This window comes from Collinsella sp. AF29-7AC (assembly GCF_003475665.1).
Lineage (GTDB): Bacteria > Actinomycetota > Coriobacteriia > Coriobacteriales > Coriobacteriaceae > Collinsella.
This window is the reverse complement of record NZ_QRQX01000001.1, coordinates 24,858-39,294: the sequence shown is the minus strand read 5'-3', so window position 1 is coordinate 39,294 and position 14,437 is coordinate 24,858. Positions and strand designations below refer to the sequence as shown.

Annotated in this window: 11 protein-coding genes; 3 read left to right on the top strand and 8 right to left on the bottom strand. The window is 59.4% G+C overall.

Annotated features, from left to right (window positions below; all coding sequences use genetic code 11):
• Positions 1 to 10: 10 nt before the first annotated feature.
• Positions 11 to 418 carry a GtrA family protein gene (locus tag DWZ15_RS00155; RefSeq protein WP_055250894.1) on the top strand — a complete coding sequence of 136 codons (408 nt, stop codon included), beginning with the start codon at positions 11 to 13 and terminating at the stop codon, positions 416 to 418.
• Between the two features lie 159 nt (positions 419 to 577).
• Here DWZ15_RS00155 and DWZ15_RS00150 read toward each other — a convergent pair whose 3' ends face one another.
• From DWZ15_RS00150 to DWZ15_RS00100, 8 genes are all read right to left on the bottom strand, one after another.
• Entirely contained in the window at positions 578 to 1,486 is a 909-nt protein-coding gene (locus tag DWZ15_RS00150; protein WP_231500726.1) for a DUF4430 domain-containing protein, read from the bottom strand.
• Positions 1,487 to 1,495: 9 nt separating this feature from the next.
• Entirely contained in the window at positions 1,496 to 5,287 is a 3,792-nt protein-coding gene (locus DWZ15_RS10435) for a DUF4430 domain-containing protein (protein WP_158572460.1), read from the bottom strand.
• A 431-nt stretch (positions 5,288 to 5,718) separates the two neighbouring features.
• Entirely contained in the window at positions 5,719 to 7,482 is a 1,764-nt protein-coding gene (locus tag DWZ15_RS00125; RefSeq protein WP_117655841.1) for an AarF/ABC1/UbiB kinase family protein, read from the bottom strand.
• A gap of 8 nt (positions 7,483 to 7,490) precedes the next feature.
• Positions 7,491 to 7,907, bottom strand: coding sequence for a hypothetical protein (locus tag DWZ15_RS00120; RefSeq protein ID WP_117637319.1), 417 nt, complete (start codon positions 7,905 to 7,907; stop codon positions 7,491 to 7,493).
• Positions 7,908 to 8,055: 148 nt separating this feature from the next.
• A complete protein-coding gene (locus DWZ15_RS00115; protein WP_118448491.1) occupies positions 8,056 to 9,579 on the bottom strand; it encodes a C69 family dipeptidase in 1,524 nt (507 codons plus the stop codon).
• Positions 9,580 to 9,933: 354 nt separating this feature from the next.
• Entirely contained in the window at positions 9,934 to 10,788 is an 855-nt protein-coding gene (locus tag DWZ15_RS00110) for a bifunctional 5,10-methylenetetrahydrofolate dehydrogenase/5,10-methenyltetrahydrofolate cyclohydrolase (RefSeq protein ID WP_117769551.1), read from the bottom strand.
• Between the two features lie 2 nt (positions 10,789 to 10,790).
• Entirely contained in the window at positions 10,791 to 11,423 is a 633-nt protein-coding gene (locus DWZ15_RS00105; RefSeq protein ID WP_158549281.1) for a cyclodeaminase/cyclohydrolase family protein, read from the bottom strand.
• 185 nt (positions 11,424 to 11,608) lie between these two features.
• A complete protein-coding gene (locus DWZ15_RS00100; protein ID WP_118448486.1) occupies positions 11,609 to 12,448 on the bottom strand; it encodes a zinc ribbon domain-containing protein in 840 nt (279 codons plus the stop codon).
• A 341-nt stretch (positions 12,449 to 12,789) separates the two neighbouring features.
• On the opposite strand from DWZ15_RS00100, the gene DWZ15_RS00095 reads away from it, so the two are divergent.
• A complete protein-coding gene (locus DWZ15_RS00095; RefSeq protein ID WP_118448483.1) occupies positions 12,790 to 13,389 on the top strand; it encodes a hypothetical protein in 600 nt (199 codons plus the stop codon).
• A 217-nt stretch (positions 13,390 to 13,606) separates the two neighbouring features.
• Entirely contained in the window at positions 13,607 to 14,200 is a 594-nt protein-coding gene (locus tag DWZ15_RS00090; RefSeq protein ID WP_118448480.1) for a hypothetical protein, read from the top strand.
• Positions 14,201 to 14,437: the final 237 nt, after the last annotated feature.

The window sequence follows — 14,437 nt, the reverse complement described above, 5'->3', positions numbered from 1 at the left end:
ATGTGATTACGTGCGCAAGGCACTGGCACAACCTCATACCAAGCAGTTCCTCAAGTTCGCTGTCGTGGGTCTTATCTCCTTTGGCATCGACTGGGGTATGCTCATTGCGCTTGTCGAGCTGTTTCACCTCGACTTTTTGATGAGCACCACGGTCTCGTTTACCACGTCCGTCGTGGTCAACTACTGGCTCAGCATGAAGTACGTGTTCGACCACCGCGAGGGCATGAGCCGCAAGCGCGAGTTCACGATCTTCACCATCCTGTCGGTGATCGGCCTGGGCCTCAACGACCTATACATGTTTGTGGGCGTCACGTTTTTGAGCATCGGCTACCAGGCCATGAAGGCCATCGCCACGTTCCTCGTCACCTGGTACAACTACTTCAGCCGCCGCTTCTTCCTCGAGGGCGCACGGTCGTAGTCGATTCATTATTTGCTTGAATGTATAACCGGTTGGAATTCCCGTTCCAACCGGTTTTTTGTTTGCCGAGAGACCCGGCGACCCAATCCCATTCGCATGAAAAACGGGCGGCCCGGATGTTTGTCCGAACCGCCCGTCTGGCGCGCTATGTCGAGGCCTCTAGCCTGTAACGTAATACCAGACCACGTTGTCGCCGTTGGAGAGAACGTAGTTGCTGCAGGCCGTCATGGGCGTTGTGCCGTTGACGGAGTACATCCAGCCGCTCGTACCGCCGTACTGTTTCTCGGCCAAACCACCAATCGCGGAGACATACGTTCCGTACGACGAGCCATGTGCGTTGACAGAAAGGCCCAGCGCGCACAGGGCATCGTAGACGGTAGCGCCTTCGTTAAAGGTAAAGGTGCCACCAGAAGACACAGGATTGCCCACAGCGCTCGATGTGACCGAAACCGTCACTGTTACGTAGCTGGACTCCTGCGAGCCGCTCTGGCCGCCCGAGGAGGCGTTTCCACCATTAGAGGATGAAACTCCATCAGACGACTGGCCACCGCCCGAAGAAGCACCGCCAGACGCATTGGAAGTATCACCGGCTCCCGTATTTTGGGCAGCGGATTTATCGCCAGACTTCTTGCCGTCCTGGTCCTCGGACTTCTTGTTATCCGAGTTCTTGTCCGATTCCTTGTTTGAAGACTCGGAATCGTCCTTGGACTTGGACTCATCAGAATGCTTGGACTCATCTTTTGCGTCATTCGATGACTTGGAATCCTTGGAACTGGCCTCGCCCGAAGCGGCAGACGAGCCAGACGCCTTGGTGTCCTTGGTGACGACGCTCTCCCCCGTCACGGCCTGAATGATCCAGTCGATAGACCAGGCACCGCTTGCGGAAGGATGGACGAAACCCAGCGAGACGACGATCAGAATGGTGCACGCGGCAGTCAGAACGCCGAGGAGCGCCTTGCGGCGAGGGGCGGACGCCGCCGAAGCGGCGCCCTTTTGCTTTGCATCGTCAAGCTGGATAAACGAGGAATCTGGTTGCTTGGGGTCAGCGTCCTTGGATTTATTGGACACAGCCCTCACCTACCGACGTTTGGTGAACACGAACACGCCGACGATGGCGAGACCGATGACGCCGGCGGCGATGCCAACGATGGCGAGCGGGTTGGTGCCAGTCTCCTGCTCGGAAGCACTAGAGGACTTCTTAGCAGTGGTCGTGGAAGCAGCACCCGTATCGGACTTGGAATCGGACTTCTTGTCGGACTTGCTGTCCTTCTTGTCAGACTTCTTCTCGTCCTTCTTATCGGACTTATCGGAGTCCTTCTTGTCGGACTTGTTGTCCTTGGTCTCGGTCTTGGTCGACACCGTCGTCTTGGTCACCGGCTTCTGACCCGGGGCGATAGCGCCGCCGGCCTGCTGGCCCTTCGTGCCGGAGCCGGAACCCGTGCCAGTGCCAGTGCCAGTGCCAGCGCCAGCGCCGGAACCGTTGCCAGCGCCACCGTTGCCACCATTAGTGCCAGAACCGCCATTGCCGCCAGGGTTAACGGCATTCTTGGTCCACTTGGCATACAGCGTCAGATCGGCCGTCACCGGCGTACTGAAGTCATACGCCTGCGTGCAAGCCTCATCGGTGAACCAACCGCCGAAAGTGTAGCCATCGCGCGTCGGATCGGCCGGCTTGACCAGCTTGCCGTCGGCCGTAGCCACAAACTTAGTGTCGCAAGCAGACCCGCCGTTGGAATTAAAGGCAACCGTCCAAGACTCAACAGCCCCGAGCTTGAACAGCATGCCCGAATCATTGATGTAGTAGAGGTTGCCAGAAGCATCGGCAATGACCGGAGAGTCACAGTATTGGTAATGGCCGGCCGCATCATAAATCTGCGTCGCCTCTGCGTCGCCGAGCGTATAGCGATACACGCCACCACCAGCAGAGTAGTTGACGTAATCCTTGCTATCCGCGCTGTTCACGGTGAAGTACACGTAGGTCTTGCCGCCCTGAACACTCACCAGCGGAGTAGCAGCAATACCGTTGAGGCCAGCCGGCAGCGCCTTGCCGTCGGCAGCAGCGACCATCGTGGTCTTACCCGTCTTCAGGTTATAGAGAACCAGAGCAGAGCCCTTAGCCGTCTGTCCGCCGACAATCAGATTGTCACCAGACACCGCAGGGGCGCTCAGATTATTCGTAAGGCCCAGATCAACCGTCTTCTGTTCACTCAGCACGCCCTTTGCCGAAAGCGAAATCACATGGAGCATTCCGTCGTGCGTCATCTGATAGAAGGTCGAACCATTGGACGGATCGGCAATGCAATCGGCATTTGCGACAGCGCCGAGCTTCATGGTCGAAACGACATCGCCCGTCGTCTTATCAATGCACTTAAGCGTGCCCGCGCTCGTAGGAACAATGGTGTACTTATCCGTCAGCGCAGCACCAGTCCAATAATAGCCCTCGGAAGGGTCAATGTTCTGCCAAGAGACTTCGCCCGTGGCAATCTTGATACGCTTCAGGGAGCCGTTGCCGTAGGTCGCGTTGTAGTTCTCGTCATACGAAATATCGACCGTACCAACATAGATGTACTCGCCATCCGAAACCACGGTGCAGGAGCTCTGCGTCAAGTCCGTCAAACCAGGCGTCAGCCACTTGCAGATCAGCTTGTCTGCAGTAATCGCCTGGACCGCACCGCCGTTGAGCGGAACGATGATAAGGCCGTTGGTATAGATCGGACGAGAGGTATAGCTCACCTTGGAGGCAAGCGGCGCAGAGGCAACCTTTTTGCCCGTGGACGAATCGATCTTAATGAGCTCGTTCTCGGTCGCGATGTACACAAAGCCGTTAGCGATGACAGGTTCGCTGCAGTTGGCATACTGCTGACCAGACTCGGCCTTCCAATCGAAGGCCCACTTAAGACCGGCGGCCTGCGCAGGTGTCTTGGCATCCGTTACGGTCGAACCGTTGCCACTGTTGCCGTAGCCGGCCCACTCGGCATCCCAATCAGGAGTCGTTGCACTCGGGTCCACGACAATCTTGTCGGGATCGGGCATGGGCGATTTATCGGTGGTGTAGGCAAACGTAGCCTTGTCGCCGCTCTTGAGCGTGACCTGGTTGGCGCAGAGAGATGAGGGCTCTCCGTTGATAAACAGACGCCAATATTTCTTGGTCGCACCATCCCAGCCATACGGCTTGTGATCGAACGGCGAAGTAATGGAATTCAGGAACCAGTACTCACCACTCTGGGAGCCGTTGTACGTAACGCCCTTCGCCTTCAGAACCGTCTCAATAAGGTCCTGGGCCGTAGAGCCTTCGGGCAGGGAAACATTGCTTGCCGAGCCCCAGCGAGTATTGTTGCCGTTGACATCGGGACCGATAACATCGACGGACCCAAGAACCTGACCGGGGAGGGCATCGGCGTCAGCACCATACATAAAGGTGACGGCGTCACCCTCTTGGAGTTCGTAGTTGCCGGCCCCGACCTGGGCGAACTTGCCATTTACATAGAACTGCCAATAACTTTTGGTCGCAGGATCATACTCATAGATCTTACCGTCAAGCGGCGAGGTAATGCCGCTGAGGTACCAACCCCAAGACTCTTCTGTAGCATGGAGGGTAAGACCAGTCTGCTCCAGCAAATCCTTAGCAGTGGAACCAGCCTTGAGACTCGTCTGGCCCGTCGAGGCCCAAACCTGCTGCTTGCCGTCCTTGTCCTTACCGAGGACCTGAACGGAAGCATGAACAGAATCGGATGGCAACTGGTCGCCCCAGCCACCGTAGAACCACGTAACGGTATCGCCAGCATGAATGGTGACATTGTCTGCCGTGCGGTCGCTCGACTTGCCGTTGATAAACAGCTGCCAAGAGGTCGAATAATCGAACGGCGTACCCAGCTCAACGCCGTTGTACTTAAGGCTCAGAATGAAGGAGCCCGCAGCAACGGCGTCGATGCCATTCGCCTCGAGCGCGACCTTCGTAAGGTCAAGTGCGCTCGAGCCGGACGTCACCACATACTGCGCGTTATCGACCCAAGTCTGAGTCTTGCCCTGGGCATCGCGACCAATGACGGTCACATTTGCGGCAACCTGGTCCTTAACGACAGGGGACGAGCTACCAGCCGTATAGGCAAACTCAATCTTCTGCCCCTGGGTGAGCTTGATGCTGCTCGCGCCAACCGAGGAAGACGCGCCGTCGACGAACAGCTGCCAGTAGGCATAAGTCGCCGGATCGAAGGCAAGCGTGCGGCCATCGCTCGGGGATGTGATGCTTTCGAGGTAGAAACCGTATGCCGTGTTCGGATCGTAGTCCGCCTTGAAGCCCGTCTTCTCTTGCAGCTTAATAAAGGCATCCGCAGCCGTCGCGCCCTCGTCGAGCTTGAGCTGCGTAGGTGCCACCCAGGTCTGAGCCTTGCCGTCGGCATCGGTGCCGATAATCGAGAACGAGACCTCGACTTGCTTCTTGGCGACATCGCCGGTTTCTGTCGGGTTCTCTGCCTGGACGGCAGCCACGGCGGCAGATCCTGCTTGGCCAGCGGATGCCGTCGAAGACTGCTCACTCGCGGCAGGGTTCTCCCCCGTCGCCGAGCCTTCGTCGCCAGCTACCGCCCCTGTTGTGGCGGTACTAGCTGCGGGCGCGCTCCCAGAATCCGAAACCTCGGCGCCGCTCTGCTCAGCGGCACCGCCCGCAAGCGCTGCGTCCTCACTCGGTGTCGCAGCCTGAGCCACAGCCCCGGCAATGCCCTCGGCGCCCTCGGCCCACAGCTGAGCCGGCGTGGTGCCAAAGGCCATCGCGAAGGCCAGGAATGCCACCAGGCCGCGCTTAGCTACACCGCGTGCAATCGCGCCACGGCGATGCGAGACGCGCTGGCGCTCGTCCACAAACATATCCATTTGTCTCCCACTGTCTGTACTTGGAGCGTTGCCTTGAGGCTGCCCCACGTCATCGCGCATGTTGCGCTCGAGTTCCCCCATCGGGGTCCCCCTTCCCTCCAGAGCCCTATGCACACCGGCGGCATACGCCGCCGCCGTATGCAAGATGGGAGGCGATCCGACTTAACCTTAACGACTCGGGCACGTCGTCCGATCTGCGACGCGAACATCCCGAGCCAAGAGGAATTACGGTTACTGGTACAGCCGGGGACTTGCACCCCGATTCTCCCAAACGCGCAGGAAAACCGCGCATTCGTGCGTCTCCGCACCACCATCTAGGCCATCGATTATTACCGTCGATATGGTAGCACGCAAAAGGGCCTCGCACGCAGGCGAAGCCCAAGGTAAAAGCTATTGTTTGCGATAGGAAAATGCGGTGACGGTCGCGGCCTCTAGTGCTTGCCGCCGTGACTGTTGAGCCAGATATTGCGGCCCAGCATAAGCGCCAGCACCAGTGCGCTGACGTAGCCAAAGAAGCCGATGACCGGAATGCCGAGGACAACCGGCTCGATGCGTGCGTAGTACACCACCGACGAACCGATAAACAGACCGGCGATCACAATTGCCATCGACATGCGGTCGATAATTCCGCCCAGCTGTCGCAGCGCCTTATCGCTGCTCATGATCTGCGTGTTCACCTTAAGCTGGCCGCGCGTAAGCATGCGCGAAGCCAAGCCCAGATACTCGGCCGCCTCGAGCGAGCCTTTTGCCGCGCGATAGCTGCTCGCGGCAAGATCGCGTCCCATATCGCGCACACGCGCATAGGTGCTTTTTTCGTTTTTGATGTGCGTCTGGATGATCTGGATCATGTTGACGTTGGGCATGTACTCGGTCAGCAAACCCTCGAGCGTCACCATGCCGCGCGCGAACATCGTCACCACGCTCGGCAGCTCAACGTCATTCTTACGCGCAAGGTTTAACAGCGAGGTCAAAAACTCGCCGATATCCAGGTCCTTCAGGTCAAGGCCCGCAAAGTCAGCCACGATAAAGTCCAAATCGGACAAAAAGGCCGAATGATCGAGCTCGGCCGAGTCGCCACGCGTCACGGCGAAGCGCATGAGCGAATCCTTGAGCTTGGGCACGTCACCCTCGGCCACGGCGAAAATCATGTCCTTGACGATGCCGCGATCGTGACTCGACATGCGTCCGACCATGCCCAAGTCGATAAAGTAAACGATGCCGTCCTTGAGAATAATGTTTCCCGCATGCGGGTCGGCATGGAAAAAGCCGTCATCGAGCACCTGCGTCGAGTAATCCTCGACGATTGCGGCACCGATCTTTTCCAAGTCATAGCCCTCGGCCACCAAGCGTTCAGGATCGGCGATCGAAATGCCGTCGACGTAGTCCATAACCACCACGTGCTCGGTGCACAAGTCCAGATAGGATTTAGGGCACGTCACGCCATGAACGCTCTTATGGAACTCGTAGAAGTCGTTGAGGTTTTTGGCCTCGGCCAAAAAGTTGGTCTCCTCGCGAAACGAGGTCCACAACTCCTCGACTACGCCGTGCAGGTCAACGAATTGATCGGTGTTGACGAACTTGGAAACGATACGCACCACCGAGCGGATGATATCGATGTCCTGTGCCATAACCTGCTGCGCACCGGGGCGCTGCACCTTGACGGCCACGTCCTCGCCCGTCACCAGACGAGCGCGGTGCACCTGCGCGAGCGATGCGCTACCAAGCGGATTGGGGTCGATCGCATCGAACATCTCCCCCAGGCGCAGGCCGTATTCTTCTTCCAGACAACTGAGTACGACCTCGTACGGCACCGGCTCCACGTCGGAGCGCAGACGACGCAGCTCATCGCAAAAACGTTGCGGCAGAATCTCGGACCGGTTAGCCAGAATCTGCCCCATCTTGACGAACATGGGGCCGAGTTCCTCGAGCAGGCGGCGCAAACGAACCGGCGTGAGGTTATCCCACACGCGGTACTTTTTGACCAGGCGAACAATCTGCCCGATGCGTTCGCGACGACCCGCCGGCGTGAGCTGGTATTCTTCATCCGGCGCCATCGCGTCGGGCTCCTCGGGGACCATATCGACAGCGCGCGGCTTCTTGCGAGCGCCCGAGACGGCGGCGTCGACCTCATCGACAACCGCCGCCTCGTCACCTAAGGGATCTAGATTGTTGTAATCGGTGGTGGAATCTGCCATCTGCGCTGCTACTCGGCCTCTTCGGCGTCCTCTGCGTCGTCGGGTTCAACGGACTCGACGGGCACCGAGGTCACGTTGTCCTCGACCGAATCGACGATGTCGCGCACATGGGCCAGGAAGGCCGTACGCTCGGGGGCGGTCATAACGCGGACGCGCGCCAGGATGAGCTCATCGAGCACGCGCTGCGCCGCAGTCTCGCCCTGCATGCCCAGGCGCTCGGTCAGGTCGGAGATGGTGCCACCCGCCTGCTCGAACATATCGGACACGCTGCGGGCGATATCGGGGGTGCCGGCATCCTTGCGGACCTGCTCGCCCTTGGTACCGAGGTCGTCGAGAACCTTCTTGCCGCCCTCGACGGCAACGGCGGCGGCGCCGAAGCCCACGTTGATGGCACCGTTAACAAGCTGATCGAGTTTCATAACCATGGTTGGCTCCAATCATGAACAACTGCATTGGACTTCTTGTACCCAAGATTGAGTGAACGACACAAAATCGTTTTACCGCCAAGATAGAAATCGAGCGGGCCAAAGCCTTTGACGGCGTTTGCCCCGCTCGTTCGCTGCAAGGTTGCCTTTACCTTACGTTGTCGTTCATCGCGAAGGAGTTCTTCATGGCACAGCTCGTGGTGTAGAGCACCTTGCCCAACAGAGCATCGGTCTCCACCCGCACGCGCTCGGCAAACTCCTCGTTGGCGCGGGCGAGCTCGGCGGGCACCTCGGCTTCGGGCAGCGCGGCCACGGCGGCATCGACGTCGTGAATCTGCTTGTGGCCCATGCCGCCGACCTTCTCCTGATAATCCTCGACCGCGCGACCGCACTCATGGAAGCGAGCATCGGCCAAGGCACCGATCAGGCGGTTGGCCCAATAGAAATTCTCGGACGTCACGCGAGCCTGCGTGCCGGCATAGTACTCGGGCATGGTCTCGACATTGGCGTACAGCGGTACGAGCGCGTTAAACGAGTTGGAGCCAAACGCCATCCACTGCACGGCGCGATACGCCGGCTGCGCATAGGGACGCAGCTGCAACACGGCGAGCTGGCCGTTGCGGTTGATGCCGATGGGACGATAGGCGCCGCGCGTGGCGGGCGTTCCCTTGCTGCCGTAGCAATCGTACTCCGTGCCCTGGTAGTGGCTCGAAAGCACGTACTTGATGTCCTCGATGGTCACCTTGCGCTCGGGCACGCGGCTCCAGGGGATGTCGTCGCTCTCGGGCGTGTAATCGGCGTCGGGGCCGTCCCACACATCGCTGGGATTGAGGCAGCGCTGCATATACCAGGCGCGCGGCGTGTTGTAGACGTGGTCGCTGTCGCTGTGCGAGCCAAAGGCCTCGCGCGGGTTAAAGACCGTCGCCGGACCGTCGCCCTCGACGCCCAGCGTCAGGTCCAGATGCCACTCGGCCATCCAGGAACGCAGGTTGGCAGAGCACATATGATCTGTCTGGGCGCCCTCGGCGTCATCCAGGTCAAAGCTATCGATACCCAGCTGGTTGGGCATGGTCACATAGGCGTCATCGGGCACGCGCTTGGCGATCCAGTGGTGGCCGCCGATGGTCTCGAGCCACCAGATCTCGTCCACATCGCTAAAGGCGATGCCGTTGTTCTCGTAGGTACCATAGCGCTCGAGCAGGTCGCCCAGAATGCGTACGCCGTCGCGGGCGGATTTGGCATATGGCAGCACCAGGGTCACCATGTCCTCCTCGCCCAGACCGCCGGGCTGCGCCGGAACATAGCCGTCCTCGCCCTCGTTGCCCTTGGCGGGCACGTAGTCGACGAGCGGGTCGGCGCCGCGAACGCGCTCGTTGGTGGTGAGCGTCTCGGTTGCGGACATGCCCACATTGAGCTCGTTGAAACCGGCCTCGGCCCAGATGCCGTGGCCCGGGACAACATCGGGGACGCTCGTGTAGCGCATGGGGTTATCGGGCAGCTCAACGGTCAGGTGACTCAGGACGCTCGTGTAGACGCGCGGCTGCTCGTCGGGATGCACCACGCGCATGCGCTTGGGCTCAAACACCCCGTTGGACGAGTCCTCGTTGCGAGCAACCAACGTCGACCCGTCGTAGCTCGCGTTCTTACCAACCAAAATCGTTGTGCACGGCATGCGCATCCTCCTTGAGCGAAGAAATCAAACGATAACAGTGTATCGCTTCGGCGCAGAAAGGGCGAAACCGCGGCGCTGGCAACCCCTGTGGTCAAAAAATGCCAAATATGAGTACTGTCACCAATTTAGTAACAGCAATTTTGCTACGTATGGGTGTCGAAAGTCTACATTTGTTCAAAAATTAGATGATGTAATTCCTCATAGGTCCAATAAAATAAGCTCTCTATCGATAATAAATATCGTTAGAGAGCCTATTTGACCTAAAATATATGTGACTATCTTGGCAACAGTACTCATATTTGGCATTTTTTGTCCACGGGGTATAGAACTAACCCCTCAAACAGCCCAAAACGCCTATTTCGATGCGCGCTCGGCCGCTTCGATCACGTGTTTGGCGAGGATCGCCGTCGTCACAGCGCCCACGCCGCCCGGCACGGGCGTGATGGCGTTAACGACCGGCTCCGCAGCATCAGAATCGACGTCACCCACCAGCTTGCCAGCGGCCTCGTCCCAATTAATGCCAACATCGATGATCGTCTGGCCCTCGCGAACCGCATCCACGCCAATCGTACGTGCGCGTCCAACGGCGGCAACCACAATGTCGGCAGCACGGCACTCGGCAGCAAGGTCGTGCGTATGCGTATGGCACGTCGTCACGGTCGCATTGCTCGCCGTAAGCATGGCGGCAACGGGACGGCCAATCACCAGAGACCGACCGACCACAGCAACCTTAGCTCCATCCAGCTCAACGCCGTAATGATCCAGCAAAGCAAGCACGGCTTCGGCTGTGCAGGGGGCAAAACCCTCGCCGCGCCCCGAAAGCGTGGTGAGCAGCGAAGCCGGCGTCATGGAGTCAACGTCCTTGGCGGGATCGAGTGCCGAGGCAACCGCGTCCTCGTCAAGGCCGGCGGGCAGCGGGCGGAACATCAGGCAGCCATGAACAGCGGGGTCGGAATTGATGTCCTCGATGGCCGCCAACAGCTCGTCCTGCGAAACATCGGCGGGAAGCAAAACGCGGCGAGCTTCAATGCCAACCTTCTCGCAGCGCCTGAGCGCACCGCGCTCGTAGGATAGGTCGTCCTCGCGTTCACCCACACGCACGATAGCCAACGTCGGAACAACGCCCCGCTCGCGCAGGGCTGCGCAGCGAGCAGCAAGTTCCTCAGTCAAAGCGCGAGCGACGGGAGCACCCTTCAGCAGTTCAGCCATGGCTATCCTCTCTTCCTTGCAGCGTCGGCGGCGCGGCGCGCCAGCGCATCGGCGCGCGGCAACCACATGTCGAGCAACTCATCACACGCCGTCTCGAGCTCCTCAGCACGAGCGCGATCCTTCATAGACGTGGTGTTCGCAAAGAGCGTCAAGCTCGCGCCCTGCATAGCGGAACGGCAGAACACGGCGCCGCACGCCACATCGGACAGCAGCTGACGCGAACCCTTGTCGGCCATGTCCTCGAGCAGCGCCAGCGCGCGCCCGCAGGCATCCATAATGCGATACGGCGGCATAGCGGCCACATGCAGCGCATCCTGAATCGCGGTCGCTCGAGCCGGATCGTCACGCGGAATACCGTATGCCGCGGACACCTGCCCATAGGCACGAACGTCCTCGGCAACCAACTCGACAAGCTCCTGGGCCAGCTCATCAGCATGGGCAAACGCACGCGTCAGGTCATCCGCACGATCAGCAAGCGCGGGGTTCGTCGCGCCATAGCGAGCAACCATCCCGCACAGCGAGGCGCCCAGTGCTCCCACAAACGCACTGGCGCTACCGCCGCCGGGAACGGGCTCGCGTGCAGCCAACGCCTCGGCAAACCCTCGGCAGGTTTTGTCCATCATCTCTTGGCTCATCGAAACACCTCTGCCCACCGCGCCGGCCACCATGGGCCGCACGCATAATAAAAAATGGGACAACGACGCCAGGAAGCGGTTGTCCCATTCATCGATCTTGTCCAAGCCAGTCTAGCCCATAAGACAAAGGCTGTCAGGAGCTCTGGCTATCGGTGTTTCCGATTGCCTGCTATAGGCACGGACGCCTAGTCCACCTGGAACGTCGGCAGCAGCGTGTCGATAATCTTCGAACCCATGTCGCGGTTTGCAGTCGAGTACTCCAAATGCGCCGTGGCAATTGTCGAATCCGTAACGATCGTCTTTTCGTAAATGATCGTATCGCCGTCGCGCCACGAAACCACGTACCAGTTGTCGCCCTCCGCGGTATAGAGGTCAGCCTTGCCCGAGGTGTCCGCGTCGACGAACATCTCGTGCGAGGTTTCGTCGTTAATGTTGACGTAGCCAAACAGGTTGATTACAAAGCCCGTCTCCGGATCCTCATACCTGGCGCCACTGCCGCTGGGAGTATCTTCCATCTCAAAGCGATTGGGAATCGACATGCTATAAGGATGCATGTCGTTCGTGTACGTATACACGTCGGTTAGGTAATCGTCCGAATCGCCCGAGCCGTAGTATGCCGATTCGTCTTCGGGAACGGCCTCGTCATCGGACGACGAAGACTCCTTGTCCTTGGACTTGTTGCTCTTCTTCTTGGCAGAAGAATCTTTCTCGTCCGAAGACCCGGTATCGATCACCGAAATCTGCGTGCCGGAGTTCTTTGACCCGTTGAGCACCGTAAGCGCAAACACCGTGCCGCCCCCGATGAGGGCCACAGCAGCACATGCCACAGCAATGATGATCGGTGCCTTGCTCTTGGGCTTTTGAGGCGCAGGCGCGACCGGCGGCATCGACTGGGTCAGGCCCGGGGCAGAGGAAGGACCAGCGCCCGCAGGCGTCGGCGCGGAGCCACCCGCAAGCGACGCCCCGCAATGCGTGCAAAACGTCGATCCATCAGGCACTTGCTGTCCGCATTTTCTACAGAACATCGTTCGACCTTTCGTGGTTTAGCTTTTGTCACAGCCAAGTCTATACGCCCCCACCCAGGGCGCTGTTGCGCAACATGGAAAAGTCGATGCCGAGCCGTGCCGTCCCATGCGCCCAGTGCCCCAAACATGGGACATATGGCCCACCTTTCGAGACTCCCGGGCAACACAAGCTGGGGCATATCTATAGGTAAGGAACCCGTTGGGGCGCGGCCGAGCGACGGCCGCAAACAACGAACGGAGGTATCGCCGCACAGTACACAGAGACATCCGCCGCCAGCGCAATCAGTACCCCAACAACCCGCGGCGCCGTGATGTCATCGGCAGACAAGGAGGACGCCATCATGAAGAAAAAGACCCTATCAATCCTTTCCCTCTGCATCGCCCTCTTTGCCGCGTTTGCCCTTGTCGGCTGCGGCGGGAGCGCATCGGGCGGCGGCAGCGCCCTCAAGAGCGAGAGCAAGGAAAAGGCCCCCGTCGCCAAGAAGACCGACTTCATCTGGTTTAAGGTCGAGATGCCCGAGGGCGTCGGCGTAAGTGACTCTGCCGGCAAGAATGCCGACAGGGTCCAGCTCACCTTCCCCGAAGATGAGAACGCCTCGGCCGATCGCTTTATCCCCGTTTGGAAAAAAGCGCTGACGGCCGAGGAATCCCACGCCGACCAGGCGGAAAAGAAGGGGGACACGTTCCAGTGGAAGGATGGCGGGTCCGTCGAGTATAACGGCAGGACGTGGCTCGTCGGAACATACGAGGACAACAGCGGCATCTCAACCATGCTTTTTACCGACGTTGAGCCGGGAAGCGTCTACGTCCTCATCTCGAACTTCGACCAGCACGAGAAAGAAGCCGAGGCGCTCCTCAACTCCATCGAGTTCCCCGATGACATGGAAGAGGCAGTTTCCGAGGCACGCGAAGTCGAAATTTCGAGCATCGAGATCAAGTAACGGGGCACCCGCACGCGCCCCATTAAAACAACGGGCGCCCAACCCGGGGAGGGTCGACAGCACCGGCCCTCCCCTCTTTTGCGCCCGGACATATTGCCACTTGCCGGCGCAAATCCGGCCCCCAGAATGGGACACATGGCCCACCCGAACGAGCCGCTCGCGCGTACAGTAAAGGCAAGTAATCCATGGGCGGTTACAGATCGAGGAGGACACGACCATGAAAAAGAAGGCCTTTGCGATTCTCACCCTCTGCATCAGTCTCTTTGCCGCAGTTGCCCTGGTGGGTTGTGGCGGAAGCGGCGGCGCTACCGGCAGTGGCGGTGGCGGCGGAGCAGAAAAGCCAGCCGTGGATATGAGGACCGACTTCATTTGGTTTAAGGTCGAGGTCCCCGAGGGCGTCGAGATTACCGACGTTGCCGGCGACACGGCCGACAGGGCCCAGTTTAAGTTCACCAAGAGCGAGCACGCCAGCGACCGCTTCATCCCCGTCTTCGACCCTGACAAGAACGCCGACGAGCTGTTTGACTACGAGGCCAAGTGGAAGACCGACTTTGAGTGGACCGAGAATGATCCCGTCAAGTACAACGGCAAGACCTGGCGCAACGCTTCCTATACACACTCGGGCGGCGTGACGACTGAGTACTTCACCGACGTTGACGGCGGCAGCGTGTACGTGCGCATCGACAATGTCGAAGAGCACAAGGACGCCGTCGAGACCATGATGAAGTCCCTGGAGTTTGCCGATGATATCGCCAAGGCCAAGACCGAGGCCATGGACGTCAAGCTCGACGATATCGAGATCAAGCGCTAAGCGACTCGCGAGCGTAACGGGAAACACGAGCGCAGTGCAAACAAGCGACGGTGCCCCAGCGTTTCGTACTAAGGGAGGATCGGCTCGCCGGCCCTCCCTTTCTTATGCCGATAGCCGGCGAACGCGAGGGTGCTGGACGGCAAAACCACCCCCAGCGCGGTAGCAACACAAATAGACAAGCGCCCCAACGCGTCCGCCCGCCGATTAATAGCACCGCGCAGACAATTAAGCCAACAC

Coding starts and splice junctions, on each gene's coding strand:
- DWZ15_RS00115 (WP_118448491.1), bottom strand. CDS start 9,579: ATGCCGTGCACAACGATTTTGGTTGGTAAGAACGCGAGCTACGACGGG.
- DWZ15_RS00100 (WP_118448486.1), bottom strand. CDS start 12,448: ATGTTCTGTAGAAAATGCGGACAGCAAGTGCCTGATGGATCGACGTTT.
- DWZ15_RS00125 (WP_117655841.1), bottom strand. CDS start 7,482: ATGGCAGATTCCACCACCGATTACAACAATCTAGATCCCTTAGGTGAC.
- DWZ15_RS00110 (WP_117769551.1), bottom strand. CDS start 10,788: ATGGCTGAACTGCTGAAGGGTGCTCCCGTCGCTCGCGCTTTGACTGAG.
- DWZ15_RS00120 (WP_117637319.1), bottom strand. CDS start 7,907: ATGGTTATGAAACTCGATCAGCTTGTTAACGGTGCCATCAACGTGGGC.
- DWZ15_RS10435 (WP_158572460.1), bottom strand. CDS start 5,287: ATGGATATGTTTGTGGACGAGCGCCAGCGCGTCTCGCATCGCCGTGGC.
- DWZ15_RS00090 (WP_118448480.1), top strand. CDS start 13,607: ATGAAAAAGAAGGCCTTTGCGATTCTCACCCTCTGCATCAGTCTCTTT.
- DWZ15_RS00105 (WP_158549281.1), bottom strand. CDS start 11,423: ATGAGCCAAGAGATGATGGACAAAACCTGCCGAGGGTTTGCCGAGGCG.
- DWZ15_RS00095 (WP_118448483.1), top strand. CDS start 12,790: ATGAAGAAAAAGACCCTATCAATCCTTTCCCTCTGCATCGCCCTCTTT.